The sequence below is a fragment of the Bdellovibrio sp. KM01 genome, from assembly GCF_013752535.1.
GTDB lineage: Bacteria > Bdellovibrionota > Bdellovibrionia > Bdellovibrionales > Bdellovibrionaceae > Bdellovibrio.
Map to the genome: position 1 here is coordinate 1,085,617 of NZ_CP058348.1, position 24,993 is coordinate 1,110,609.

The 24,993-nt window shown below is 45.8% G+C and carries 25 protein-coding genes; 14 read left to right on the forward strand and 11 right to left on the reverse strand.

The annotated features are described in order from the left end of the window. Positions 1-91: 91 nt before the first annotated feature. On the reverse strand, positions 92-625 hold the full coding sequence (locus HW988_RS05355; RefSeq protein ID WP_181606540.1) for a hypothetical protein: 534 nt from the start codon (positions 623-625) through the stop codon (positions 92-94). Positions 626-831: 206 nt separating this feature from the next. Here HW988_RS05355 and HW988_RS05360 point away from each other — a divergent pair, with 206 nt between their 5' ends. Together HW988_RS05360 and HW988_RS05365 are read left to right on the forward strand one after the other, a co-directional pair. Then, on the forward strand, positions 832-1,155 hold the full coding sequence (locus tag HW988_RS05360; RefSeq protein WP_181606541.1) for a hypothetical protein: 324 nt from the start codon (positions 832-834) through the stop codon (positions 1,153-1,155). Positions 1,156-1,294: 139 nt separating this feature from the next. Then, on the forward strand, positions 1,295-1,858 hold the full coding sequence (locus HW988_RS05365) for a hypothetical protein (protein ID WP_181606542.1): 564 nt from the start codon (positions 1,295-1,297) through the stop codon (positions 1,856-1,858). Here the strand turns inward: HW988_RS05365 and HW988_RS05370 are convergent. The 3 genes from HW988_RS05370 to cobB all read right to left on the reverse strand — a co-directional run bounded on the left by HW988_RS05370 (position 1,855) and on the right by cobB (position 3,226). After that, positions 1,855-2,163, reverse strand: coding sequence for a helix-turn-helix transcriptional regulator (locus tag HW988_RS05370; protein WP_181606543.1), 309 nt, complete (start codon positions 2,161-2,163; stop codon positions 1,855-1,857). The genes HW988_RS05365 and HW988_RS05370 overlap by 4 nt on opposite strands. Then, complete coding sequence (locus HW988_RS05375; protein ID WP_255490311.1) at positions 2,153-2,362, reverse strand: type II toxin-antitoxin system mRNA interferase toxin, RelE/StbE family; 210 nt, start codon at positions 2,360-2,362, stop codon at positions 2,153-2,155. Before HW988_RS05375 ends, HW988_RS05370 begins: the two co-directional genes overlap by 11 nt. 153 nt (positions 2,363-2,515) lie before the next feature. Further along, positions 2,516-3,226 (reverse strand): Sir2 family NAD+-dependent deacetylase, encoded by a 711-nt coding sequence (gene cobB, locus HW988_RS05380; RefSeq protein WP_181606544.1) that lies wholly within the window; start codon positions 3,224-3,226, stop codon positions 2,516-2,518. Between the two features lie 89 nt (positions 3,227-3,315). On the opposite strand from cobB, the gene HW988_RS05385 reads away from it, so the two are divergent. Beyond that, positions 3,316-5,577: an aconitate hydratase gene (locus HW988_RS05385; RefSeq protein ID WP_181606545.1), complete on the forward strand. Its 2,262-nt coding sequence runs from the start codon at positions 3,316-3,318 to the stop codon at positions 5,575-5,577. Positions 5,578-5,764: 187 nt separating this feature from the next. Here the strand turns inward: HW988_RS05385 and HW988_RS05390 are convergent, their stop codons facing one another. Together HW988_RS05390 and HW988_RS05395 are read right to left on the reverse strand one after the other, a co-directional pair. Then, positions 5,765-7,201 carry an adenylate/guanylate cyclase domain-containing protein gene (locus tag HW988_RS05390; protein ID WP_255490209.1) on the reverse strand — a complete coding sequence of 479 codons (1,437 nt, stop codon included), beginning with the start codon at positions 7,199-7,201 and terminating at the stop codon, positions 5,765-5,767. Positions 7,202-7,209: 8 nt separating this feature from the next. Then, positions 7,210-8,673, reverse strand: a complete 1,464-nt coding sequence (locus tag HW988_RS05395; protein WP_181606546.1) for a class I SAM-dependent methyltransferase — start codon at positions 8,671-8,673, stop codon at positions 7,210-7,212. Between the two features lie 271 nt (positions 8,674-8,944). On the opposite strand from HW988_RS05395, the gene HW988_RS05400 reads away from it, so the two are divergent. From HW988_RS05400 to HW988_RS05435, 8 genes are all read left to right on the forward strand, one after another. Next, complete coding sequence (locus HW988_RS05400) at positions 8,945-10,132, forward strand: hypothetical protein (RefSeq protein WP_181606547.1); 1,188 nt, start codon at positions 8,945-8,947, stop codon at positions 10,130-10,132. Between the two features lie 11 nt (positions 10,133-10,143). Continuing rightward, on the forward strand, positions 10,144-10,524 hold the full coding sequence (locus HW988_RS05405) for a YbaN family protein (RefSeq protein WP_220128808.1): 381 nt from the start codon (positions 10,144-10,146) through the stop codon (positions 10,522-10,524). Positions 10,525-10,532: 8 nt separating this feature from the next. Next, positions 10,533-10,838, forward strand: coding sequence for a hypothetical protein (locus HW988_RS05410; RefSeq protein WP_255490210.1), 306 nt, complete (start codon positions 10,533-10,535; stop codon positions 10,836-10,838). Positions 10,839-10,900: 62 nt separating this feature from the next. Further along, on the forward strand, positions 10,901-11,971 hold the full coding sequence (locus tag HW988_RS05415; RefSeq protein ID WP_181606548.1) for a substrate-binding domain-containing protein: 1,071 nt from the start codon (positions 10,901-10,903) through the stop codon (positions 11,969-11,971). An 86-nt stretch (positions 11,972-12,057) separates the two neighbouring features. Then, positions 12,058-13,095 carry a CapA family protein gene (locus tag HW988_RS05420; protein ID WP_181606549.1) on the forward strand — a complete coding sequence of 346 codons (1,038 nt, stop codon included), beginning with the start codon at positions 12,058-12,060 and terminating at the stop codon, positions 13,093-13,095. 89 nt (positions 13,096-13,184) lie between these two features. Continuing rightward, the gene (locus HW988_RS05425) at positions 13,185-13,916 is read left to right on the forward strand and encodes a hypothetical protein (RefSeq protein WP_181606550.1); all 732 of its coding nucleotides are present in this window, start codon (positions 13,185-13,187) and stop codon (positions 13,914-13,916) included. Continuing rightward, positions 13,907-14,920, forward strand: a complete 1,014-nt coding sequence (locus tag HW988_RS05430) for a hypothetical protein (protein WP_181606551.1) — start codon at positions 13,907-13,909, stop codon at positions 14,918-14,920. Before HW988_RS05425 ends, HW988_RS05430 begins: the two co-directional genes overlap by 10 nt. Beyond that, complete coding sequence (locus HW988_RS05435; RefSeq protein ID WP_181606552.1) at positions 14,917-15,486, forward strand: hypothetical protein; 570 nt, start codon at positions 14,917-14,919, stop codon at positions 15,484-15,486. Before HW988_RS05430 ends, HW988_RS05435 begins: the two co-directional genes overlap by 4 nt. Here the strand turns inward: HW988_RS05435 and HW988_RS05440 are convergent. Beyond that, positions 15,483-16,427: a lipid A deacylase LpxR family protein gene (locus tag HW988_RS05440; RefSeq protein WP_181606553.1), complete on the reverse strand. Its 945-nt coding sequence runs from the start codon at positions 16,425-16,427 to the stop codon at positions 15,483-15,485. The genes HW988_RS05435 and HW988_RS05440 overlap by 4 nt on opposite strands. 182 nt (positions 16,428-16,609) lie before the next feature. Between HW988_RS05440 and HW988_RS05445 the strand changes: the two genes are divergently transcribed. Then, entirely contained in the window at positions 16,610-17,098 is a 489-nt protein-coding gene (locus HW988_RS05445; protein ID WP_142699469.1) for a hypothetical protein, read from the forward strand. 244 nt (positions 17,099-17,342) lie between these two features. After that, positions 17,343-19,514: a zinc-dependent metalloprotease gene (locus HW988_RS05450; RefSeq protein WP_181606554.1), complete on the forward strand. Its 2,172-nt coding sequence runs from the start codon at positions 17,343-17,345 to the stop codon at positions 19,512-19,514. Positions 19,515-19,562: 48 nt separating this feature from the next. Here HW988_RS05450 and HW988_RS05455 read toward each other — a convergent pair whose 3' ends face one another. Together HW988_RS05455 and HW988_RS05460 are read right to left on the reverse strand one after the other, a co-directional pair. Further along, positions 19,563-21,236 (reverse strand): peptide ABC transporter substrate-binding protein, encoded by a 1,674-nt coding sequence (locus HW988_RS05455; protein WP_181606555.1) that lies wholly within the window; start codon positions 21,234-21,236, stop codon positions 19,563-19,565. A 482-nt stretch (positions 21,237-21,718) separates the two neighbouring features. Further along, positions 21,719-22,375 carry an OmpA family protein gene (locus HW988_RS05460; protein ID WP_181606556.1) on the reverse strand — a complete coding sequence of 219 codons (657 nt, stop codon included), beginning with the start codon at positions 22,373-22,375 and terminating at the stop codon, positions 21,719-21,721. 143 nt (positions 22,376-22,518) lie between these two features. Here HW988_RS05460 and HW988_RS05465 point away from each other — a divergent pair, with 143 nt between their 5' ends. Further along, on the forward strand, positions 22,519-23,232 hold the full coding sequence (locus HW988_RS05465; RefSeq protein WP_181606557.1) for an SIMPL domain-containing protein: 714 nt from the start codon (positions 22,519-22,521) through the stop codon (positions 23,230-23,232). Here HW988_RS05465 and HW988_RS05470 read toward each other — a convergent pair. Continuing rightward, the gene (locus HW988_RS05470) at positions 23,229-23,630 is read right to left on the reverse strand and encodes a hypothetical protein (RefSeq protein WP_181606558.1); all 402 of its coding nucleotides are present in this window, start codon (positions 23,628-23,630) and stop codon (positions 23,229-23,231) included. The two genes, HW988_RS05465 and HW988_RS05470, sit on opposite strands and share 4 nt — an antisense overlap. After that, positions 23,620-24,933 carry a C1 family peptidase gene (locus HW988_RS05475; protein ID WP_181606559.1) on the reverse strand — a complete coding sequence of 438 codons (1,314 nt, stop codon included), beginning with the start codon at positions 24,931-24,933 and terminating at the stop codon, positions 23,620-23,622. Before HW988_RS05475 ends, HW988_RS05470 begins: the two co-directional genes overlap by 11 nt. Positions 24,934-24,993: the final 60 nt, after the last annotated feature.

Sequence of the window (24,993 nt, forward strand, 5' to 3'; positions counted from 1 at the left end):
TTCACGAGGTAAGTTATTGAAACTACGATCGTGTTTCACAAAAGTAATTTATGAGGTCGATGGGACTGATTCAGATTGAGACGTTGTAAACTTATCTTGTTTGAACGAACGGAAAGCGTTCAGTCATTTGATAACGGGTCTGCGGAGTCTTTCCGTCCAGTTCACTGCTGGCGGTCCCCATAAAGATTTGTAGCGGATTCTGTGCTTTCACCTGATAAGTCGTATACAGAATATCGCCCTCGCCAGGCACTTTGTATTCATCACATACTTTGCCAGTCACAACTCGCGCTTCGTTTGTTTTCCAATCAGAAAAACCACACCAGTTGATCATGTTTAAAGCTTCGGTGACCTTGTCAGAAAGACTTGCATAGGTCGCCTCCACCGTCGTCATATCAATCTCACGGTCAACGGACTTTACTTTGTAAGTTTCTTCATAGACTAAGTAGGCTTTCGTGCATTTATCATCTTCATATGCCACATGAGAAAAATTCCAGCGCGGACCTTGAATCGTCAGATGAGTGATCAAAGAATCATCCTCCATCAAGTGACAAGCCTTCGTATAATTGCCATCAATGTTTTGAACCGCAGGCGCCGCAAATACCAATTGTGAAAAAAGCAAAATCATTTTGATCATCCTTCAATCGTAAATCTCTAAACCCCTAATTCAATGCGCACCGCTCCCGTAAAAGGTGCCAGGTCCTGTTTGCGGAAGCGGCGCGGCCACGGGCCGAGGTTCTCAGTGAGCTTTCGTTTTCAGGGAAATTACGTGATGTCGTTGTTTCCACTGGGATGGCCTTGTAGGTTCCGCCGCATATCAAAAAGGAGTTTCTTATGCGTATATTGGCAATGGCTTTAACGATGGTTCTTTCTTCAGCAGCTTTCGCCGGCACAAACATGTGCACAACATTCAAATCGGATCGTATGTTGAAGGCACTTCACACGGTGGCTGCTCGTGAAAAAGTGACTTTCGAGGAAATTTGCAACCTACCTAAAGTTTTGGGTGTGGAAGCAATGCCGTCTCAAATCGTGAATATCAATGGTGATGTGATTCCATACACTCGCGTGCAATTGCATATGTCTGAATCAAGCTGCCTGTACATGGTTCGTGACGCTGACCAAGCAATCACGGAAGCTCGTTGCTATTCAGCTTGGTAATAATTAAGTAAGCCGGGCTAAAATCCGGCTTTTTAGTTCATTTTTTCGTTTTCTTCCATAGTCCTTCAACGCTGTTTTCATATTCTTGTCCCAAGAGATCACAACTGATTGTGAGCTTAAGCCTGTGAGGATTAGAACTATGGAAAGAATATTGAATGCCGTATTGTTTTCGCTTATCTCAATGGCCACTGCCGCTGCGATTGGCGCCCAGGAACAACCACCGCAACGAGGCCCTGCTGGTGCCGGCGGAGAGGGGAATGAAGTTCTACGCTGTATTTACACTCCCGCAGCCGATTCCCAAAGCTCGTCACTTCCATCATCTAAACTCGGCATAAAGTTTTTGCTGCAAAGAAATAACAGCAATCATATTGCCGCAGACACTTACACTTTAAATGATTCCAATCAACCGATCAAACAAGTTGGCCATGCGGAACTTACGGGCTCTGTCTCTGAAATTACAGCGACAACTAAAGCTGCTGAGATTATTTCGGGATTAGCGTTGGCAGAGGATTCGCCCTTTGATTTCCAAATCACATTGGATTCAACCGCCGCCGATGGCAATGGCCGTTTAGGCGCCATCGTGGAATCAATGACAACTTTTACGGGAGAGATTTACACGCAAGTTCCAGTCAGTTGCAAAATCCCACCTGCGCCTCAGCAAAAACCGCCAGCTGCGCAAAGGGAGAAATCCAAATTGAATTAAACGCTATCAAGCTTAACGTTGTATTTAAGCCCATCAGCATACAGCGAGTCGCGAATGGCCAAGGAAACCAGAGCCTGCTCGGGATAACCAATTTTCTTAGCAATTTTCGCGGCTCTACCTGGAGAAGGAATTCGGCGACCTTTTTCAAGATCACAAAGGCTCTGCACAGAGATCCCCAGAAATTTAGCATACTCCGTCTGGCTCATCTCATCGCTCAGGCGCCATGCTCTAAGAAATCGAGCGACAGTCAGTCGACCATATTTTTTTTCAAAAAAATCGACAGCATCTCTTCTCTTAGTAGTCATGTTTATTTACCTCCAATAATTCTATCTGAACTTCATCCCTGACAATTTTGTAGATCAGTCGATAGGACTTGTTTAATCGAATCGACCGTTGTCCCCATCGTTTGCCTTGTAAAGGCTCATCGTGAAGTCCTGGCGTGAGTTGAGTTTTGCGCAATCCCTTTGATTTAAGAGACCAAAGCCAGGAGTAAACTTTGTCCACAATATGGGACGGAACTCTTTTGAGCTGTTTTTCAAAGGTTCTGGAAAGTGTTATTTGAATCAAGCTCAACTCCGTTATACGTCAAATTGACGTAAAAATCAATGTGTGAGCTAGATCTGTGCAAAAAAGAAACTAAAGTAGAGCTGGGTTGGTTTAAATCCCAAGAATTTGCGCGACGAGCTTCGGAACTTCGACAGAAGCCGGGCCCACCAAATGTTCCTCAAAGGCGCGGGAGATTTCCGTGTCTTTCACGTTGATTTCAATCTTGCGCGCTTTCCACGCAAGCTGAACAAAGCCGGCGGCAGGATAAACATTGCCGCTGGTGCCGATGGAAATAAAGATGTCGGCGTTTTCCAAAGCGAAATAAATTTCGTCCATATGGTGGGGCATTTCCCCAAACCACACGATGTCGGGGCGAAGTGCGCCCTTGATGCCGCATTGAGGGCAACTCTCATTTACTTCTAAGTCGTCTTCCCAAAGCATCACTTCTTCACAAGACAGGCAGCGGATTTGATCCAAACGACCATGCATGTGCAGAAGGTTTTGGGAGCCTGCTTTTCGATGCAGATTGTCGACATTTTGTGTGACCAGCAGGAATTCACCCTCCCAGGCCTTTTCCAACTCTGCCAGAGCGAAATGAGCGGCATTTGGCTGTACTTTTGGATCCTTCAGTTGAGATCGTCTCGCATTGTAAAAGCGTTGAACCAAAGCGGGGTCCCGATGAAAAGCCTCGGGAGTGGCAACATCTTCGATGCGATGTTCTTCCCAAAGGCCGTCTTGATCGCGAAACGTGCGAATGCCTGACTCGGCGGAAATGCCGGCCCCAGTAAGAATCACGATATTTTTGAAGAGATGTGAGTTCAAAATTATGCCTCGTGACAAGATGTCCAACTCGTTGAGCTTTCAACTGATTTTCATTAGGATGTGGCGTTCTTTACAGAAAGGCAATTACAATGGCTTCTAAAATCGAAACTACACCGGAAATGGTGCAGAACGTTTACAAGAAGACTGCTGAACGTATCGCAGTTGTTGGTAAGCGTTTGAACCGTCCTTTGACTCTTGGAGAAAAAATCCTTTTCGGTCACTTGGACGACCCACAAAATCAAGAACTAGTTCGTGGCGAAAGCTTCCTCCTTTTAAGACCTGACCGCGTGGCGATGCAAGATGCGACAGCGCAAATGGCTTTGTTGCAATTCATGCTTGCTGGAAAAGATGAAGCAGCGGTTCCTTCTACAGTTCACTGTGACCACTTGATCCAAGCTTACAAAGGTTCAAGCGTTGACATGACTGTCGCTAACACTTCCAACAAAGAAGTTTATGACTTCTTGGCGACAGCTTCTTCGCGTTACAACATCGGCTTCTGGAAACCAGGCGCTGGGATCATCCATCAAGTCATCCTTGAGAACTACGCTTTCCCAGGTGGCTTGATGATCGGTACAGACTCTCACACTCCGAATGCGGGTGGCTTGGGTATGTGTGCAGTAGGTGTCGGTGGATCTGACGCTTCTGACGTCATGGTTGGTCTTCCATGGGAAGTTAAAAATCCAAAATTGATCGGTGTTCACCTTAAAGGAAAACTTGGCGGCTGGGCTTCTGCAAAAGACGTGATCTTGAAACTTTGCGGAATGCTGACTGTTAAAGGTGGTACGGATAAAGTTGTTGAGTACTTCGGTGAAGGGACTTCTTCAATTTCTTGTACTGGTAAAGCAACGATCACAAACATGGGTGCTGAGTTGGGCGCAACTTGCTCGGTATTCCCATATGATGATCGTATGGCAGCGTATTTGAAATCTACAGGCCGTCATGAGTTGGCTGCAGTCGCAGATGCTCACAAAGATCTTTTGTCTGCGGATGCGGACGTTGTGGCAAATCCAGGCAAATACTTCGACGAAGTTTACGAAATCGATTTGTCTGCTTTGGAACCACACTTGGTGGGTCCTCACACTCCAGACTTGGCTCGTCCTATCTCTGCACTTAAAAAAGAAGTGGCGGAGAAAGGTTACACCGTTAAGATTTCTTCTGCGTTGATCGGTTCTTGCACGAACTCTTCATACGAAGATATTGGTCGCGCGGCATTCGTAGCTAAACAAGCTATGGAAGTTGGTGTGAAAATGGAATCACCATTCTTGGTTTCTCCAGGTTCTACACAAATCCAAAACACTATTGAGCGCGACGGTCAAATGGCGACGTTCAATGAAGTGGGCGCTACTGTCCTGGCGAACGCTTGCGGTCCTTGCATCGGTCAATGGAGACGTGACGACGTCAAATCTGGCGAGAAGAATACAATCGTAACTTCTTTCAACCGTAACTTCCGCGCACGTAACGATGCGAACCCAGAAACTTTGGCGTTCATCGCAAGTCCTGAAATCGTAATGGCGTTGGGTCTTGCGGGTCGTTTGGATTTCAATCCACAAACTGACGAATTGGTTGGACCCAAAGGTTCTATCAAATTGCAAGCACCGGTGGCTCCAGAGTTGCCTGCTAAAGGCTTCATCGCTGACACTGAAGGTTACCAAAAACCAGCGGGTGCAACTGCTCAAGTGGCTGTGAATCCTTCTTCAGACCGTTTGCAACTTCTTTCTCCATTCACGAAATGGGATGGTAACGACTTCGTTGATAATTTGGTTCTTGCGAAAGCAAAAGGCAAATGTACAACGGATCATATCTCTCCGGGTGGTAAATGGTTGAACTATCGTGGTCACTTGGACAACATTTCTAACAACATGTTGTTGGGTGCAGACAATGCATTCACTGGTGAAATCGGTAAAGGTAAGAACCAATTGACTGGCGAAACTGGCGTGGAGTTCGCTCAAATCGCACGTCAATACCAAAAAGCTAACAAAGGCTGGATCATCGTTGGTGATGAAAACTATGGTGAGGGTTCTTCTCGTGAGCACGCAGCGATGTGCCCAAGACATCTTGGCGCAACAGCAGTCATCACGAAATCATTCGCACGTATTCATGAAACAAACTTGAAAAAACAAGGTGTTTTGGCTCTGACTTTCGTAAATCCAAAAGACTACGACAAAGTTCAAGAGGCAGACAAAGTTTCCCTGGTAGATCTTAAAGATCTAGCTCCAGGTAAGAACGTGAAAATGATCTTGAAGCATGCTGATGGATCAACTGAAACGATCGAAGCGAAGCACACATACAACGCTGAACAGCTTAAGTGGTTCCGTGCAGGTTCAGCTCTGAACCTTATCCGCGGCCTTTAAGCCGTAGAAGCGATGAAAACGGCCCATCCGACTTCGTTGTCGGACCGGGCCTTGCTCTTCGGCGTACTTTGAGTACGCCTACGTGGCAGTCCCGATCCTCCGCCTCGCGTCTGAACCGTTTTGATCGCTTCCCATTCTAGTTTTTTTTTGAAACCCACCGCCTTTGGCGTGTGGGTTTTTTTATTGTCTAGACGGATTCTAATTCGGATTTTTCGTAATTGCACTGAAAGCAGGTCAGGACGTAGTGACCGTATTGGTTGGTGGCGACATTCAGGTGTGAATTTTCGCAGTGAGGGCACGGGATTTTGTCGGAGTTCAGCCATGTGCTCGCTGGCGCTTGCAACAGCTCATACAAGTTTTGCTCTGCGGGCTCGAAGCCTTTTAAGGAGATTCTGCCGATAGCGTGCATTTCGAATCCGTCAATGGCCAAAGTCTTTGCGACATTGGCATCGATGACAATTTGATCTGGGGAGGCAACCCCTGCAAAACGCGATGACAACGGCAACGGTGCGCCGATCGCCGTGTAAGAGCGGAAGTATTTTGTATTTCCATAAAAGCCGACATTCGCGTCGCCGGCAGAGATACCAATTCGTATCTGCATTTTCTTTTGCCAGTTAAATAGATAAAACTCCTGATCTTTCGTCAAAGCCTCACGAACATCCAAGGCCGCCAGACAAGTCTTTTGAATAAAGTCACTAGTATGATCCGTATCGTTGGCAAAGGCCATGATGCCATCACCTTGAAATTTATCGATCGTCAGATCATATTTCAAAAAAATTGAAACCACGGTGTCCATAAAGCGCGCAAGAACGGTGTCGACCTTGCGGTAATCCAGTCGCACGACTTGTTGGCTGGAATCCACGATGTCGATAAAGATCGCGCAAATTTTCAACTGACGAATGCTTTTTTCCAGATCCATGCGCCCGTCATAAATAGCTTGGGCAATCCTGGGACTAAATTGAGTCTTAAGAGTGTTCAGGCGAATCGCTTCCGCCGTTTTGCGTTTAACAATATTATCGCGATTGGCGAGCTCTGTTTTTAAAGCGATGCGGGAATTAATTTCTCGCAGTCGCAGGCGTTCGTGAAAGAAGCGAATTAAATAACAAATAACCACTGAGCCAAAAATAAAGAATGAGTTGATTAAAAGACCTGACCAGTCCTTTGTCGAATGTGCACCATAAATTACGATCGCAAAGTAGGGCGCAAAAATCAGGGCCGTGGTCAGGCAGAAAAATCCCAGGGTAAAGGGAATAAAAGAAAGGCCACCCAACGCCACAAGATTCAGTCCGGCATAATAGACGGTCGTGACTTCCGGTAAAAGTCCAATCATTACATTGATCGGAAGAGCCACCATGCCGACATACGCTGCCGCGATCCACTGGGCCGACTCGGCGGAGCGTTCGTGCTCCATCATTTTTTTGCCAAATAAACAGACGGGGATGATTGTTAGACGAAGAGCTAAAAATTCCCACTTAAGATTTGGAGCATAGGCCCAGTCAGCAATCCAGAATACCAAATAGAGCGGGATGGCCATCCAGTTGGAGATCACCTTTAAGATCGCTCTAATTTCTGCATTCACTTCGAATTCGCGCATTTGCGACGAAGTGATCACTGTTTCAAACACGCCTGTTCCTATTTTTTAATGACTACAAATAAGTTCACTCCAAGGGGTTCTTTTTCGATCCAGATTTTCGATCCGAGTCCGTTAAAGATACGTAAAAGATCTTCTTCAGATCTATAAATTAAGTGCCAATCCAGTATCAGCTCCATAAAGGGAACACAAGGATTTGTTTTGCTGAAGTTGCCAATGATAATGTGTCCGCCGTCTTTCACTGAGTTCAACATTTGCTTTGCAGCCATGTGTGCAACGTGTTCCGTGAAGTAGTCAAACAAGCCAGCAGAGTAAATCATGTCATAATCCTGCTCGGGACAACCCATCGCGATCACATTCTTAATGGCCATATTATTAAATCGATAATTGAATCCTGACTTTACAGAACGCTCTAACGTCAGTAAGCGGCGCTGAGCATGTTTCAGGGATTCTTCGTCTTGATCAAGGCAGGTGAATTCGAGCGTTCGGCCGTAAAATTCTTTTTTGTTTTTTAAAAAGAGCTGCTGCTCCATCGCAGGGCCGCTGGCAATTGATAAAAATTTGAGGGGCTTATCAGTTGGAGATGCTTGCACCAACGCAGATATTTTTTCGAATAAGTAGGTTCCGCGATTTTTAACCGCAGCACCAGCCGGTTCATCAATAAAGTATTTATGCATGCATTGATCGAACAGAGTTTTACCGACCAATTCATTCCGATAAAGGTGATTCATCATTTCATAATCACCCGCATAGCCACGCGGCTTATAGTAGGCACGACTTGCAAAAGGTGCCCCATAAATCAAGTGACCCACTTGCTCTCGAGCAAATTCAGTAGCCCATTTTAACTGCTCTGGTGAAAGATCTTTAATCAGTTCTGGAATCTTGGCGTAAGAACCGGGAATCACATGACCCAAATACTGTGATAGTTGAGTTGCGATGGTGGCTTTATATTCCTGGCACTCTTCAATACTGTCCTTAGGAGCGTTCGCCTCTAAGGTGTCGACCTGGGCTTTTAACTTCTCTAACCAGTCTTTCATTTCATAGACATAGTTTTTAAATTCAGCCGGAAGTTGAGACAAAGCCACGGCGTATTCAGTTTGTTTTTCGATAACAGTTGTCGTCGCTTGCAAAGCTTGAATGCGTTCGATCTGTAGTGGCTCTTCCATAACTTCAAAAGCGACCAGCATTTGCGAAAACGGCGATAGGGCATAGGGTTCGTTGCGCACCCAACGCAGTTTTATGTTTTGAGTTTTGATGTCTTTATAAGTCAGAGCCGCTTCAGGATGATTGTGTATACCAAAGGCTGCCCTGAAAGCCGCATAGTCTGTTTCCGCAACAAGTATCGCGCAACCAAAGGTGCTTAGATTTAAAACGTCGCAGCGAAACCCATTGACCGTGATGTGGCAAAGACCGGGCTCAAAAGGGGTGCGATCCTGACGAACCACGTTTTTGCGTTTATCTGCGACCACACTGAAGAATTCTTGCTTCATCGCTTGTTTGCTCATTGATCCCTCGTTGTAAGGAAGCTTACTTTTGTCTTATCGCCATTATTGAAAGTGTTATGAGCCCAAAATTGCGTTTAATCCCAATAATTGTGTCCCTGTTTACCCATTGGCATTACAAGGGTCGAATGATTCCTACATAAGAGGGATGGGGCTTTGCGGACAAATGCCTTTAATTGTCACCTTAGACACTCTTCACAAATGAAAAACATATAGTTTCCATGGCTTAGCGGGAGATTTGCGAGGTCTAAGCTTTGCACTAAACCGCCGAGTTATGAAAAATACCCTTCAATTAATGCTGTTCGTTTTGTTGATAATGATGCCTTCCCGCTATGTCCTGGCGGTGGAGGAGGGCCCACGTGAGACCGTGGATACGGTTTTGGTGGAGGAGGCTCTTGATCCGGCTAAGGTTGCACAAACCGCGGATAAAGAACACACCGTCATTGAGGTTAAAGGAAAGACATTCACTCTGGAAGCCTATCCAGATGTTGAGGCTATGAAGGAAGCTTTGGGGCTGACTATTCCCGATAAAGTGCGCGCTGAAATTTTAGCTCGTGGCGGGAAGATCGAAGATGTCAATCCACTGGAAGCATACGAAAAGTTACCAGCCGACAGACAAGAGCAATTCCGTAAAACCCGTGAGCAATTCCTGGCAAACGCCGCAAGAATTCTTATGACGACCAAGTTCGCCTTGGGGGCGGGTAGTGTTGTCGGCGATGGCATGAGCTTTATCAAAGTGAAAGTTAAAAAAGTTTTCGGTAAGGACACTCCTTCCCAAGAAAAACACAAGCTAACTTTCGGAGAAAAAAGTGATCGCGCCGTTTTAAACATGCTTAAAGGCATGGACTATAAATTGTGGTCTCAGGCGCCGCTTCTTATTGACTCAAACGAATTTGGTCTTAGCGTCTCTGTGGGTATTGTCGCAGAAACAGGTGTCATGAAAAAGGGTGCCGGCGGAGCAGAGGAATTGGGCTTTAGCTTGGCGATGAACAAAGCCAAGAAAGCTTTCGTTTTTGAACTTTTCCATAACTCGGAAAGATTTGATAACACCAAAGCTGCGATTTCCGTCATTGGTGTTGTGGGAAAGGTCGGTATGACCATGGGGCACCGTGAAGGCGCTGAAACTCTGAAAGGAAGCTCTTTCTATCCACCCGCAATTCCTGGCTTCAGCATGAACTCGCCAGAATACTTTGCGGCAGGATTCAGCAGCAGTATTGGGTTGCCACCTCCGCCGTTGGCTGACCTTTTAACCTTCACCAATAAGTTTGAACGCCACTCGTTGATTCGCGTGACGGTGTCTCCGCTGGTTAAAGGATTTGTGCGTATCGAAGTGGGTGATTTAAAAGGTACGTTTAAAGCTGTCACTTATCGCTTCGTGGATATCTTTAAGGCAATTGCTTATAAGACTCACTTGATGAGACGGCCCACTTTGTGTTCTGCTGTTTTTGCAACAGCAGGATAAGGAAATCACTCATGCCCGGCATCGTAAAAAACCCAGTGCTACGAAGCGCCCTTGTGGTGCTGGGATCGGTGTCTTTAATTCTTGGAATCATTGGCGCGTTTCTTCCCGTTCTTCCTACGACGCCTTTTGTTTTGCTCTCGGCCTGGTGCTTTCTACGCAGTTCAGAAAAGGCCCATGCATGGCTTTATCGTCAGCCCTTATTTGGTAAAGCTCTGACCGATTGGGACCGCAATAAGGCCATTTCTAGAAAAAATAAAGTCATTGCGATCACCATGATCCTGTTTTCACTGTGCTTTATGTGGTGGAGCGTTCCCAATACCTACTTAGTGGCATCTCTCACGGTTGTACTTTTGGCAGTGTCTATATTCATAGCCACTCGAAATGAAGTGTAAGCGGGAGATTGACGAACTCACTGCTGATGCAGTTGAATGGTCCCATGAGCCTAGAGCAATTCTTTTCAGAACTTATCCAAAAAGCCGAAGATTCGGAAGAGATTACGAACGCGGGCAAAGACGATGAAGGATTTTATAAACCCACGCGTACGATCCTGCTTCGTCATTTGCAGTTACTGAAAGACTTGCACAAAAAGCCTTTGGCAAAGCCCATGCTGAAACAGTCCTGGGCCTATGTTGTCGAACACGTTCCTGCTGAGTGGCTGGTTCCGGGCTCCAAAGAAGATCAAGCGGAACTTAAAAAGATGCTTTGATCTGTTACATTCACTTCTGATTGATTTTGATTCGTACTATGCAAAATTGGAAAATTTAAAATATGAAAAAGGTATTTGGACATGTAAATCTACACATTAGATTTCTTGAGATCATTTTCAAGGTCGGAATGATCTTTTGTTCATTTACCGCTAAGGCCTACGCTCTTCCTGATAACGGGCCCACAGCTCAGGCAAATAAAAAAATTCTATTTGTCGCTTCCAATTTAAGAAATGGGGGAGTGAGGGCTGTTAGTGATTCATTTCAGCGAGCCGCCCATGAGCTTAAGTGGCAAGTGTTGCTGGTTGACTGCGCGGGTAAGAAAAGCTGCGTTCAAGCATCACTCAAAAGCACCCTATCAAAAGCCACTGACGGAATAGTCTTGGGTGGTTTTGACGGAGCTGATTTTCGGGAGATCTTAAAAAAAGCTCAAAAACGAGGAATGAAAGTCGTCGGCTGGCATGCTTCCGCAAAAGCGGGAGTGACCGAGGATATGTTCGTCAATATTTCGACAGACCCGGTGGATGTTGCGAAGACCGCTGCACATCAGCTGGAAAAATTCGGAAGAAAACCTGGAGGCGTCATCATCCTGACAGACAGGGACTATTCGATTGCGACCTTAAAAACTCTTTCGATGAAAAAAGCTGTCGAAGCTATGCCGGATTTTAAATTGCTCGCCGTGGAAGACGTGGCAATTTCCAATTCAGACAAAGAAATCTATCATCTGGTGAAATCCTGGAATCAGCGCTTTGGAAAAGCTTGGACTCATACCTTGGCGATCAATGATCTCTATTTTGATTATATGGCCGATGCATTAAAGGGGATTCAGCGCAATGATGTGGTGGGCATCGGTGCCGGGGATGGCTCTATAGAAGCGATCAATCGCGTGGGGTCTTCGAAAACCGCGCAGATGGTGACGGTGGCAGAGCCTTTACAAACTCAGGGCTGGCAAATCGCTGATGAACTTAATCGCGCCTTTGCCGGGGAGCCCCCCAGCGGCTATGCGACCGAGCCCCTGGTTATTACCAAGAAATTGACCGACGAAGTTAAAGACGGGGATATCGAGGAACGTATTCCTTATCAAAGCACATATAAGGCCATCTGGTATCCCCATCGCGCCAAACCAAAGGATTGAACAACCTTTTGACACTCCTGAAAAGAATGCCGACGGCCGATCCCACCGGAGCTAACACCCGTAGGATAAAGTATAATCTGGCAGCCATGAATAAGCTGTTTTTCCTCTTCCTTCTCACTGTGTTTTCAGTCAAAGCATTCGCCGCAGACGAATCCTTTGTGACGATTTCAGCCGTGGGCGACGTGATGCTGGGAACCGACTATCCCACTGATAAACTTCCCAATGATCAGGGGCGAAAGCTCTTCAGGTATTCCGAAAGCTATATCAAAACCGGGGACATTCGATTCGCAAATTTCGAAGGAACATTGTTTGATGGAGTCAAAGGCGCAGGAGCGAAAAGTGAAGGCTCCAATCGGCACTTGTTCCGCACTCCGACAGAGTTTGCGCGCACCTTTGCTGATGCGGGTTTTAATGTTGTGAGCTTAGCCAATAATCATGCGATGGATTTTGGTTCGGAAGGTCTTTACTCGACTCAACAAACTTTACGTTCGTATCAGATTCAGTACTCCACGAAAAAGGGCATGGAAGTTGCGCAATTCCTGGTGCGCGGTATTCGTGTGGCCCTGATCGCCACTGATTTTTATCCAGGTTCTCGCAGTATTTCCGCTCCCGAGAAAACTTATCAGGAAATTCGCGAACTCAAAAAACGTTTCGATATCGTGATCGTGTCTTCTCACGCTGGCAGCGAAGGCTCTGACGCCATCAGAACTCCGAATACGACGGAATACTATATGGGCGAGAATCGCGGAAACTCTGTGGCCTTCGCCCGTGGCGCTATCGATGCGGGGGCAAGCTTGATCCTGATGCATGGTCCGCATGTGCCTCGGGGCTTAGAAGTTTATAAAGGTCGTCTTGTCGTTTATAGCTTGGGAAATTTCGCAACCGAAAGAGGCATCAATGTCCTAGGCACAGCGGGCTTGGCTCCACTGTTGTTGGTGAAATTAGACCCTCAAGGAAAGTTCCTCAAAGGCTCTATTACTTCGTTTATCCAAAACCGCGAGCAGGGTGTAATCTACGATAAAAACCTGGGAGCTTTTAAGCTGATGCAAAGCCTGTCCTATCAGGACTTCCCTGGCTCGACCCCGCTGTTTGACTCCACCACAAGTATGATTCGTCCACGCTAGTTGCGCCTCTGTAACCTAGTATGAAATAACTATATTTCTGTTTTGCTTTATTTAAATTTTGGACGCGAAAGATTACAATCTGCGTCATTATGCGTTGGATTCCTCTCCTCCTTTTGATTGCTGTTTTGGCTTCGTGCTCCTCTGAAAAACCAGAGACGCGCGAGCAAAAAATGAATCGTGGTTTTGAATACCTCGATCAGCAAAACTACGATCAAGCAATTGCGTACTTTCAAAAGCTTTTGAAGGAAGACGGGCACCCGCAAGTTCGCATGGCCTTGGCCTCGGCCTACGCCGCTCGCGCCGGCATCCGCATTGAAAACATCTATAACTTCGTGGTGGTGAAACACCGCCCGGTGATGCGCATTCAAATTGAAAATCTCAACTTCTCTGAACAAACCAACGAAGTGATTCACAACTTGGAAAAATTCCTGGCCCAGTGGGAGCAAGTTCCTGACGTGAATTCCCAAGGGCGCACTGATTTGGAAAAAGCCGTGGGTATTTTGGCTGAAACCGACAATGGGGGAGCAAGACTTTACAGCGCCATCCTGCGTGTTGTGGTTTTGAAAGCCAATGTGGGCGAGGGGATCGTCTCCTGGAATCTGCAGACACAAAGCACAGGTCAAAAACTTTGCGTGCAAGACATTCGCCCGTGGTGGAGCTGGTGCGAGAAAGTCATCAACTCCCTGGATAGCCTGGGCAATGATTTAGAAAAAGCCTTCCCTAAGAAAGGCGAAGAGCTAAAGCAATACCGTGCGCAGCTTTCTCAAGCCAAAGTACAAATGAAAAACGTCACGATCCCAGTGGGTGAGCAATGCTTCTAAGAGTGTTGTTGATCTTGCTTACTTTGACTTCCATCGCGCAGGCTGGCCCTTTGCCAGGGTATCTGCGTGATGGCGGCACGCGCTTTTTATTCAGAACATTCGGCACCACTTGTTATTCCATGGACAGTATCGAGCGCGGTCTTCCGTGTAATCCTGCCTTTATTGCTAAGAACGATAAAAAGCGATTCGACAGTGATTTGTTCTTAGGGACAAATATGGATTACCTCAGTGACGTGGATGACATGGTAAACGGCAACGCCACTCCAGAACAGGTGAATAGAATTTTCTCCCGCAGAGATGCTTCTCAGGCGGAGGCTTCCCTGGAGGCTTCGTTTCAAGCCAGAACTTGGGGCTTGTCAGTCGAACCGTATCGCTTGGTTTTTTACACCGACATTCATAACTCTTCTTTACCAGCGGTGAATTTTATTGGTGCTGAAGAGAAAAGTCTTAAACTGCAATTCTCTTCTTATGTAAGCCATAACTTTTATGCAGGTATTCAGCTTCGCTATACGCATGTTAAATTCGTCGGGAACTACATCATGCTGACGGAAGCTTTGGCAGATGATTCCGAAGAGATTTTCAGAGCGCGCACGCAGGATCTTTTTTATATCGAGCCAGGTTTCGTTTACTCTTGGGATGACGAAGTGTGGAAGCCACAAGTCTCTGCGATGTTTTCGCAGTGGGGCTTTACTAATGAAAAATCTGAACAGTACCCCGTAAAACCCCAAGGCATGTTGGGCGCATCGATTAAGCCTCCAGTAGGCTTAGGTGTTTTTGAAGTGGGTACGCAAGTGGCCGTGGGTGCGGATACGCAGCACTGGCAAGAGGCCGTGCGCGCAGCGATGGCTTATAAAATCGGAATTCTGCAGCTGGCAGTAAGCGGTGGTCAGCGTGATCACTCTGCCGGGTTTTTGCTGGGCTATAAGAACATCACCAGTGGCCTTTCATATTGGGGCGAGGACCGCGATAGCGGCGTCTATATTTCCTTCGGGGTGACGCTGTGAGATCGCTTATCTTAACACTCTTGATTCTTACTACGTGCTTTACGATGCAGGCGAACGCTTACATGAGTGACGATAATCATTATCAAGGTTTGCCTGAGTGGTCAGAGTTCCGTCAGTTCATCAAAGAACAACAAGAGGAAGACGAGCGCCTGGGCTTAAGCTATATGATTTCAGGTGGTATCGCAGCTGTGGGCGGGGTGATCGGATATGATCTTAGTAACGACCCATTAAGTCGCAGCGTATATGCTTTGACGTCTACAGTGGGGATTGCCGCTATCGGTTTGGGTGCGAGTCACTATTGGACAGGGAATGAATACGATAGTTTCTTTTATGCTTTGGAAAACTCCCACATTTCTGTTCAGGAAAAAAACCGCATTCTGCAAAAGTACTTGGAAAAAGAGCACGATAAACGCGAGGCCCGCCGCTGGATCCGCGTGGTGACACACTCCTTGATTGCTGTGGCGAACTTTTACAGTGCTTCCCGAGAGACCAACGGCGATGTGAAGCCGATCTTTGTCTTCTTAGGTACTGTGAACACGGTTTTAGCGATCAGCTATTCTTTTTAAAAGCCCCGTTGATAACTTAAAGACACATTGCCTCGGTCATCGGCCGAGGTCTGCGTTTTAAAACGCTTGGTGCTCATCTCATAGCTATATCCCAGCTCCACATCGACAACACGAATAACAAAGCCCATGCTGCCTGCTGTGACCAAAGGACGCTTCTCGACATAGGGGCTGTTGCCATCGGAGTTACCATCTAAGAAGATATCGCGAGCCACTAGCTTTTCATAAATACGAAATACCGAGAATAAAGAGAAGTTCCCATCATAAGCATTAATTGCTCTGTAGCCCATATCATCCGGAATATTGTAACCCCAGCGTAAGATAGCTCCCACCTCAAGGTGTGTATCCACGTTCCCAAGCGACCCACCATAGAAGTATATAAAGTCAGAGCTGTCTTCGTAGCGATAAGGCATCACAGCTTGTTTGATCTTTAAATTAATACCCAACTCATTATGAAGTTGCTGATCCCAGCCTTTGGCTTCAGCGACATTAATAAGGCGATGATAAAAGTTCTGAGTTTCTTCGGCGAGCGACGCGGGTCCCACCACACCAATATCGACGCTGTAAGTATTCAGAAGATTATTTTCACGCACACCTAATGATGTCGTTAGAAATAACCAACCCGCATAAGGCTGATCTGCAGGATCGGGAATCGTGCGCTTCGTATCTTCAGGTGTATAGATAAATTGAGAGAGTGCTACAGAGGAATAAAGTTTTTGCGACTCAGAGAATTGATCAGACAAACCACTCGTAAATCCAAAGAGTCCGCTTTGAATAACACCGAGAGAAATGTTGTTTGTGAGATGGCGATCGGTGTGTTCGGGGCCCGTGAAATAGTCATTGCCAATATCTAAAATAATCTGTCTTCCGCCATCCTCAGCTCGTGCTGAAAATATAGGCAGAAAGATGTAAATAAGAATGACCAAAAATCTTTTTGAAGTCACAAGTCCTCGTGATTATTACGACTTTTATATCATCAGTGTAATTAACACGCATCGCCAAGTGCAAAGATTTCATAAATAAGGTGAAATTTACGCGGCGGCTAAAATCGAATTGTCTTTGTGCGTAATCGGGTGCATTTATCGGCCCACAACAAAAACGTAATCCATTAAACAGGAGAATCTAAATGAAAAACATGATCCTTGCTATCGCCGCTCTTATCGTTGGTCAAACTGCTAACGCAGCTATCTCTGCTAACTCTTCTTGGGAAGAAATCTTCGCAGCTAAAGGTCCATATCAAATCGTAGCTCCAGCTGTATACATGGGCCGCGCTATTGATTACACTTTCGTTTGCCGTGACGGTGACACTCTTCGCACTCAAAAACCAGTAGACATCGTTGAAGTTGTTCAACCAACTAACCAAAACGGTCGCACTGAATTCAAAGTTGTTGGTTCTGAAGTTCTTTCTACTTCTATCAACTACACTCACAAAGAATCTTTCTGTGACCAAACTAAAGGTGACAAAACAGTTTGCAAAGACGTAGTTTACACTGGCACATACCCAATGACTGTTAACGTAAAAGTTTACACTCAAGTTGGTAACGAAGCTCCAGCTCGTTTGGCTTTCGTTAAATCATACACAGTTCCAACTTGCGACAACGCATCTGTTAACTAATTAATTAGTTAAATTGGAAATGCTAAAAAGCCCGCTTTATCAGCGGGCTTTTTTTTTGCTTTTTTAGGTAACACGTCTTTTTGTATCCTGTATCCGGATCGTCTGCTTCGGTCATCTTTTTGCAACCTTATTACTTCTGAAAATTTAAACACGCTTAATTGGATCTGGCCCCCGATAGGGCTCCCAATTTGGTCTCGCTGTCTCATTCTTAGACAGTTGGCCGTGGCGTATTTTTGGAGTGACCATGCAGTTCTTTAACCGTACGTCTGTGGCTGTGCTCTTGTGTTCGTCTTTATTGATGGCTTGTACTAAAGAGACCGTCAGAGTCGAAGAAAAGCTTTTGCCTCCCGCTAAAATCGAAGCGACGGCGACCATTCAAAAGAACACCATCAGCTTTGCCAAGTCCTCCCTGGGCAAGTTGTTCATGTTAATGCCGATCCAAACCAAAGCTTCACGCGCGGCGGCTCCCGAATATCTGCGCTCCTTGCTCGTTTCTTTTGAAAGAAACGGAAGTCGTATCGCCGTTTACAACCGCTCCACAGATAATTCGCAGTCCGATATCGTGGTAGATGCTTTGATTCAGACCTTTGAAGTCGTTTCCGAAACAGAGGACAACGTTACTTTCGATATCGGTCAGGGATTTATGAGTCTGAATATGCAGCCCGGTTTGGATGTTGTTATATTGGAGACTTATCCAATACAAAGCCAAGTGATCGAAACAAAGTCTGAGAACGTCTTGAAGCTAAAAGACTCTTTCGTAAAATCACTGGCTTTGAAAAACAATGCGATCCAGCTGGTGCAAGACGTGCGTGTCACTCGCCCATTCAAACCCTATGTTGAGATTGATCCCAAAATTCAAAAGGATCTCGAGGAAATCGGAGGGATCCCCACAGAGGTAGAGCAGGGTGCGACCCTCGCTATCGAGATCAAACCTTATGTAAGTAACGAAAATTTTGTCGTTCGCAAATACGATTCTGAACAGCGCTTTGGATTCTTTATTAATAAAGTCGGAAAAGGCAGTACTGAAACGAAAGAACCGTTGGGGCAAATCGCCCGCTGGGACATTGCCGAGTCGCGTGGACCGATTCGTATGTTGGTGGCTCCCAATTTTCCAGCGCATTTGCGTGAAGGCGTGACTCATTCGGCTAACTATTGGAATAAGATATTTGGTCGTGAGGTTTTGAAAGTCGAGTTTGATTCTATCATTGATGCAATTCAACCAGACAGAACGATCGTGGTTCGTTGGATTCAATGGGATGAGGGTAACGGCGCTTACGCAAATATTCAAACAGATCCTTTAACAGGGGAGTCTTTGCGCGCGATGGTTTATATCACCTCTGCTTTCACTGCAGATAAGAACTATGTCGAAGGTCGTCCGAAATCGGGCGAGGTGATGGGAAGCTCCTTGCGTGGACTTTGTGATTTGGAGATCGATGGATCCTCGATTCACAAAGTTAATATCGTAGGCGAAGTGATGACTCATGAAGTGGGACATGTCTTGGGCCTTCGTCATAATTTTGCAGGTACTGCGAACGCGCCAGTGTCAGATCAGGAAATCAAAGAGGCCGTGGATAAAATAATAGCAGATGGCACAGTTCAGCCGGTGGCCGCAAGTTCCACGGTTATGGACTATCCTCCGACAGAGGTTTATTCGATTTTGGGTGCTTATACAAAATCCAATTCACTTCCCTATGACAAAGCTGCGATTGAATGGGGATACTACGGAAAAGAAACTCCTCGCATTGCGAATATGTACTGCTCTGACGAGCACATCATGTCCGTGGGCCTTGCTGAACGTAGGTTCCTGGGGTGTGAACGTCGTGATTTGTATGCGAACGTCTTTTTCGCCGAGAGAGAAAAAGTGCTCTCTGCGGCTAAGAATATTGTCGCGAACACGGTCAGTGCTTTGAAGTATAGTTTTGCGAGCTTAAAGGTCGATGACTTTAAGGCGGCTCAATATTACTTTAGCTTTAGTCCGTCGTTAAGAATCGTGAGCGATCTCTATGAAGCAACACCTCAGAAGACTCAACCTCTGGTGATTGTCGATGATGTGGTGCCGGACTATTTGTCGAACTTGAGTCCGTATGCGACCAGAAAAGTTGGATTCTACAACTCCTACGATGCACCTGGTGATAAAAAAATCACTTCGGATTTGGCGGTATTCGGTGGCATGAAGGCCTATTTGGAAACTTTGAACCCTATTAAGGTGTTTGGAGAGGGTTTCTTTCAAAACCAAGTCAAGGACCCTAAAACGGTAAAGCTTTTGATTGCGGCAGGATTAACTGAAGAGCAAGCGCTGCGTGTGCAAGCGGGTTGGATGATCCGTGCAAAAAGCCTGGATGAAAAAGAAGCTGCAGAAGTGGTCAGCAAGTTGGTGGATTTAAATAAACTTCGCCGCCCAGAATGGCAGAAATAGAACCCTGAATATGCAAAAAGCCCGCTGATGAAGCGGGCTTTTTTTATTTTAGAAGTGCCAGTTTTCGATTTGTAGGTATTCGCTGTTATTGTGTCCGGTCATTTCGTAGCCTTTCAGGCCTTTGGGAATGATCGAAGTGTTTGAACGATAGTAGCTTGGAAGCTGTGGCAGCTCGTCTGTGTAAGCTTTCAAGATCTTGCGCATAATATCGGTGCGTTTCTTGGAATCAAATTCTTGAGTCGCTTGTTCTAAAAGTTTATCGACTTCTTTATTTCTCCAGCCGGAACGGTTGTGTCCTGACCAGCCATTTTCTTGGGAAGGAACCATCGTTGAACTCATGGTGCCCAATGGAACCATGTTCGGGGATTCAACCCACGTTAAAGCCGCCATCTCGAATTTTCTTTGGCGCAGGATTTCTCCAAAGAACACGCGGCCAGGGAAGCTTTTTAGTGTTACTTCCAGCCCCAGTTGTTTCCATTGGTTTTGCAGATAGACCGCAATCATCTCGTTCATTTTATTGTCGGCAACATTGGTCATTGTCAGCGTCATTTTTCCGCCGTCTTTATAACGGTAGCCATCAGCTCCCATTTTCCAACCGGCCTCATCAAGCAAGCGTTGAGCTTTGATGCGGCTATAGGGATACAATGTCACGAGTTTTGGATCGGCTGTATACCACTCATCAAAGGGAGTAGCGAAGTGAATCGCCGGAGGTTGCTTGCCATCAAAAAAAGATTTCGCCATTTCAGCCCGGTTAAAGGCATAGTTCAGAGCCTGGCGAACTTTAAGATCCTTAAGGATCGGATTATCGAGATTCAGTTCAATGTGCGCGTACATCGAGCCCGCGACATACCTCACTTCATAGGGAAGATTCTGCGACTTTACTTTCTTTTCAAACGCCAAAGTCTGGTCGAAGCTCATTCCTGAAGAAGACGTCATATCGACGTTTCCACTCATCAGATTTGCTTCCATCGATGTGGAGTTCAAAATAAATTTAAAGATTACCTTTTTAAAGTACGGTTTTTTTCCATAAAACTTTTCGTTGGGAACTAAAACCACGTGGCTGCCTTGTTTTAGTTCGCTTACGCGATAAGGCCCATTGTAAAGGCCGGGTTCGGTGATTTTCGTGGAGTACAGAGAGTTTCGTTCGTAAGTTAGAACTTTGCCTTTGTATTTTTCAAAGACGGGCATTTCCAGATGCGCTGGCATCAGGCGAGGAAAGGAAACATAAAAATTATAAGCCGGTTTATCAAAAATGATCGTACACTTTTTAGGATTAGCCTTATCAATAACCAGGTCTTTGACGTTTGCGTAGTCGTCGCGGTTTGGTGTTGCAACCAATTCGTTGCTACCAATTTTCCAACCGGCTTCCAAGTCTTTGCATGTGACGGGTTTGCCGTCGCCCCATTGAGCATCGATAAATTCCAAATCGGCTTTCAGGTGAGTCCCGGTTTTATCCGTGAATAACTGTGCCTTTTTGTTTTCAATAGTCGGGATCTCTTTGATCAAGACCGCTTTCGGTTTTCCGTCGGGCATGATCATAACCAAAGGACGCATGATCGCATCTTGAATCAATCCACCGGCAGCCATCGTATTTACGATCGGGTGGATGGTGTCGAATTCTGCATTCACCGCGATTTTAAGTTCTTCTTTCGGTGCACTCACAGCCACGGAAGAAAAAGTTGAAGACAGAGTCAGAGAAAATAAAACTGCGTTGCGAATCATCCGCGGGCTCCTTCGTCGATAGAAAAACTATATCTGGACGCTAAATATAATGGCAACTTTAAACAAAAATCTCCCACCGTTGATGCGGTGGGAGCGGGAGAATTTATTCGGGTTACACATTCATTTGCAGATGTACGTGATAACTTTGTTATGAATAGAATCCACCCATCATTTCTGAAAAAAGGCCCTCCACAGTGGAGATTCTATAGAGGGCCAGAGACACTGCCGAGATGGAGAGAGAGAGGAACATCCATGTTCTCCAGCCGCTTCTCTTGCGAAACGTGCTTTCAAATACGTGCAGGAAAAAACGTTCCTGAAGTTTGCTACAGGGATATCGTACCAAGGAAGTTTGAAATATGAGATGATTCTCATCGCGTCGGGCGACGTCACACCAGTCTTGTTTATGATTTGGATCATGGGAATAAAAAAACCACCAGGAGTTAGTCTGGTGGTTTCCGAGTGATCTTTTAGAATTTAGCTCACTAGTGATTAGACGCTTGTTTAGGTACTTTAGATTCATCGACAGTGATTTCGATTTCTACACGGCGATTTTTCGCACGAGCTTCAGCCGTCTTAGCTGGGTCTACTGGATTCGTAGCGCCCATACCTACAGATGTGATGGTGTCAGCAGGTACGCCACCCAGGATCAATTGAGCACGAACTGATTCTGCGCGATCTTTGGAAAGTGGATTGTTCTTCATTGCTGTACCTGTATCGTCTGTGTAACCACGGATCGTCAAAACGTTCTCAGGGTACTTTTTCATAATTTGCGCAAGTTCAGCGATGCTGGATTGAGCAGTTGGTTTCAGGTTAGATTTACCAGAGTCGAACAAAATGTCTGATTTAAGTTTCGTGATCAAACCTTGCTCAGTTCTTTTTGTTTCAGCGATTTTTGCAAGCTCTTTAGCTTGTTTATCCATGCGGTGACCTACGCCACCACCGATACCAGCACCCAACGCAGCACCGATCAAAGCGCCTTCGTTACGTTTACCAGTTTGGTGACCAATAACAGCACCGGCAACCGCACCAATAGCGGCACCAATACCAGCTCCTTTAGCTGCATTTGGATTTTCGTTCGCAGTTGCGCATCCAGTAGCGATCATTGCTACCGCTGTTCCGATAAGAACCAGTTTTTTCATAAATAGAACTCCTTCATTTATTCTTTTGTGAATAGACAAAGTTTGCCAAGCTGCGCGAAATTCGTCAATCCCCCTGGAGCTCATATCTGTTTTGTTTTATTCTGAGAAGCGTCGTTACTTGAACTGAACGAAGGAGCGTTTTTATGAGAACAGCGATTAAAGCTTTGATAATGGTTGTCACACTTTGGGCTGGGATGGCACAGGCGGCGGACCGTATGATTATTGTGAGTGGTACATCTGAAAAAGGCTTGGATCCAAACTTGGTCAGCATGACTGTGGAAGTTTGGAGCAAAGCTCAAACGGCGAAAGTGGCGCAACAAACTGCAGCCAACCAATTCAAGCAAGTTAAAAAAGTCTTTGACGATTTTAAAATCAAAAAAGAAGACATTCAAACAGATAACTACAGCCTAAATCCTGAATACGTTTACGATCAGAAGACGCAAACCAATAAAATGGTGGGCTTCCGCGTGGTGCAATCTTTGGTTGTCACTTTGCGCAAAGTGGATGAAGCGGGACCGTTCTTGGATGCTTTGGTCACAGATAAGCAAACAAAAGATTCTGGTGTGAACGTAAACTCTATCAATTGGGATTCAGATAAACGTTCGTCTGCTGAAACATCAGCTTTGGGTGACGCAGTTCGTGCAACAAAAGTGAAGGCCGAAGAAATCGCCAAAGCTGCTGGTGTAAAAATCAAAGGTGTTACAAGAATCAGCCATGGAGCGCAAACGACTCAGCCACCGGTTCCCTTGATGCGTAACTTTGCGATGAAAGCGATGGCAGATTCTGCTCCAACCGAGTTGAGTGCAGGGCAAATCAAAGTTCGCGTTGAAGTGACTGCAGAGTACGAAATTAATTAGTCTCGTTGGGGATTCAGATAGAAGCCCACAAGTTCACTGGTACTGACGAAGTTGCCGTCCTTAAAGGTGCAACGATCCAGTCGGTGCCAGTCTTGTCCCACCTTAAACTCCACAATCTGTGGTGTGCCTTTTAATTCACGACAAATATTAAATCCAGGGTTGCTGGTGGTATTCGTTGCCTTGGTTTTGTCGATGAACTTAGCCTTAAACGCGGTCTTGCAATCAAGCTTTTGGCAGCCTTTAGAAGTTAAGATCGTTTTATCTTCATTAAAACAATACGTCGCTTTGATTTCGGTGGTTTTTCCATCAGTTGCTTCGCGCAGCAAACCCTTTTCGCAAGTCAGGGGATTTTGCGCAAAAGACAGTGTGAGCGCCAGAGCCAGAAGACTATTTAACATAAGTCACATCCCATGTTCGGCGAAGAACATCGCCCTTAGGCATCCAAAACTGACCTTCTTTGCACTCGTAACCTTTGTCATATTGAGAGCAGCCCTTGCCCCAGGAGTTTCTGATTTTGTATTCGCACTGGCCAGTTTTTTCGTTGAAACGACGAGCTGTAATCGTAACGGCATGAGCTCCCACGGACTTGGGAGTCGAAGCGGGTGCGCGACGATCATAAAATCCATAGGCGTCAATACCAACTCCAACAGGATTTTTGTTGCTGAGCTGTTCATCGATGATGTCGGCATATTTTTCATCACTGACCGCGCGGCTGATGAGGTCGTTATAACCATTATAAAAACCTTTTCGTTGAACTGAAACCACCTCTGGCTTTGCTTGGATACGGTTTTTACAGCTTTTCTTACGCAGTCCCAGGATAAAGTCTTCTTCGACAGTTTTATTTACCACATCTTGTACGTCCGCGAGACTTATCTTCGGAAACATTTTTTTCGCTTCTGAGTAGAGATCATTGCAAGCGAGGTTTTGGGCAAGGATTTGATTTCGTCCCTGGAAATCCAGTTGTCGCATATTTTCGGCAAAGTTTCCGCCTTGGTTGTCCTCGCTGGGCACGTCGCTTTCCAGGCAGAAGCCTTCCTTGGCAGACTTACTGATAGCGTTGTCGATGAAGCCACCACCGATATCGGAAGCCGCAGTTCCTAAGATTCCGCGATCCATTCCGGAAAGCCAGTCATCTTGATAGGATAATGCGATGTCAGCCGCAGAAATATTCTTTTTTAATTTATAAGACATAAGATCCGCTGCTGTAAAGGCATAGCACCAGCCGACAGAGTCTTGATTTCTTGTCGCTGGCATTTCTTTACTCATGTCAACTGCAGTACAAGAATTGCGCACTTTGGCTTCGGCGTCTAACCCTTGTTGCTTTTTATCGGCCAGATAATTCTTGTAATCATCAAAACCAAATTCCTTAGAATAGTCTGCAAATTCTTTTTCGAATTGTTTTGTGTTTCCGTACTTCGCCGCATTGTCTAGGTCATCTTTGACGCGTAGGAATTCGCGCTTACGCGATTCCTTGGCCATGCTATCCAGAAACTTGTCGTCGACTCCCAAGAGTTGCTGTGTGGTTTGGCCGCAAGCTTTTATAGATGTCTTTAGCATCTGCACAGTTCTAGTTACGATTGTCTTGTCGTAGGAATCTTTGATCCCTTCATAGAGCTCTTTGGCGTCAGAGCAAGTAGTCGACTCGGCAAGGGAGATACTTGGAAATAGAAAAGGCAGGCACAACAGCGGTAAGTACTTCATTATTAGATTATCGGATGGAAGAAAGACGATGGGGAGCAATTTAATAGGAGAAGTCTTAAC

Bases quoted from the DNA above. Each gene is read 5' to 3' on its own strand.
- HW988_RS05360 (WP_181606541.1), top strand. From the start codon at position 832: ATGCGTATATTGGCAATGGCTTTAACGATGGTTCTTTCTTCAGCAGCT.
- HW988_RS05475 (WP_181606559.1), bottom strand. From the start codon at position 24,933: ATGAAGTACTTACCGCTGTTGTGCCTGCCTTTTCTATTTCCAAGTATC.
- HW988_RS05430 (WP_181606551.1), top strand. From the start codon at position 13,907: ATGCTTCTAAGAGTGTTGTTGATCTTGCTTACTTTGACTTCCATCGCG.
- HW988_RS05425 (WP_181606550.1), top strand. From the start codon at position 13,185: ATGCGTTGGATTCCTCTCCTCCTTTTGATTGCTGTTTTGGCTTCGTGC.
- HW988_RS05395 (WP_181606546.1), bottom strand. From the start codon at position 8,673: ATGAGCAAACAAGCGATGAAGCAAGAATTCTTCAGTGTGGTCGCAGAT.
- HW988_RS05355 (WP_181606540.1), bottom strand. From the start codon at position 625: ATGATTTTGCTTTTTTCACAATTGGTATTTGCGGCGCCTGCGGTTCAA.
- HW988_RS05460 (WP_181606556.1), bottom strand. From the start codon at position 22,375: ATGAAAAAACTGGTTCTTATCGGAACAGCGGTAGCAATGATCGCTACT.
- HW988_RS05400 (WP_181606547.1), top strand. From the start codon at position 8,945: ATGAAAAATACCCTTCAATTAATGCTGTTCGTTTTGTTGATAATGATG.
- HW988_RS05455 (WP_181606555.1), bottom strand. From the start codon at position 21,236: ATGATTCGCAACGCAGTTTTATTTTCTCTGACTCTGTCTTCAACTTTT.
- HW988_RS05405 (WP_220128808.1), top strand. From the start codon at position 10,144: ATGCCCGGCATCGTAAAAAACCCAGTGCTACGAAGCGCCCTTGTGGTG.
- HW988_RS05420 (WP_181606549.1), top strand. From the start codon at position 12,058: ATGAATAAGCTGTTTTTCCTCTTCCTTCTCACTGTGTTTTCAGTCAAA.
- HW988_RS05450 (WP_181606554.1), top strand. From the start codon at position 17,343: ATGCAGTTCTTTAACCGTACGTCTGTGGCTGTGCTCTTGTGTTCGTCT.
- HW988_RS05445 (WP_142699469.1), top strand. From the start codon at position 16,610: ATGAAAAACATGATCCTTGCTATCGCCGCTCTTATCGTTGGTCAAACT.
- HW988_RS05470 (WP_181606558.1), bottom strand. From the start codon at position 23,630: ATGTTAAATAGTCTTCTGGCTCTGGCGCTCACACTGTCTTTTGCGCAA.
- HW988_RS05365 (WP_181606542.1), top strand. From the start codon at position 1,295: ATGGAAAGAATATTGAATGCCGTATTGTTTTCGCTTATCTCAATGGCC.
- HW988_RS05385 (WP_181606545.1), top strand. From the start codon at position 3,316: ATGGCTTCTAAAATCGAAACTACACCGGAAATGGTGCAGAACGTTTAC.
- HW988_RS05415 (WP_181606548.1), top strand. From the start codon at position 10,901: ATGAAAAAGGTATTTGGACATGTAAATCTACACATTAGATTTCTTGAG.
- HW988_RS05465 (WP_181606557.1), top strand. From the start codon at position 22,519: ATGAGAACAGCGATTAAAGCTTTGATAATGGTTGTCACACTTTGGGCT.
- HW988_RS05370 (WP_181606543.1), bottom strand. From the start codon at position 2,163: ATGACTACTAAGAGAAGAGATGCTGTCGATTTTTTTGAAAAAAAATAT.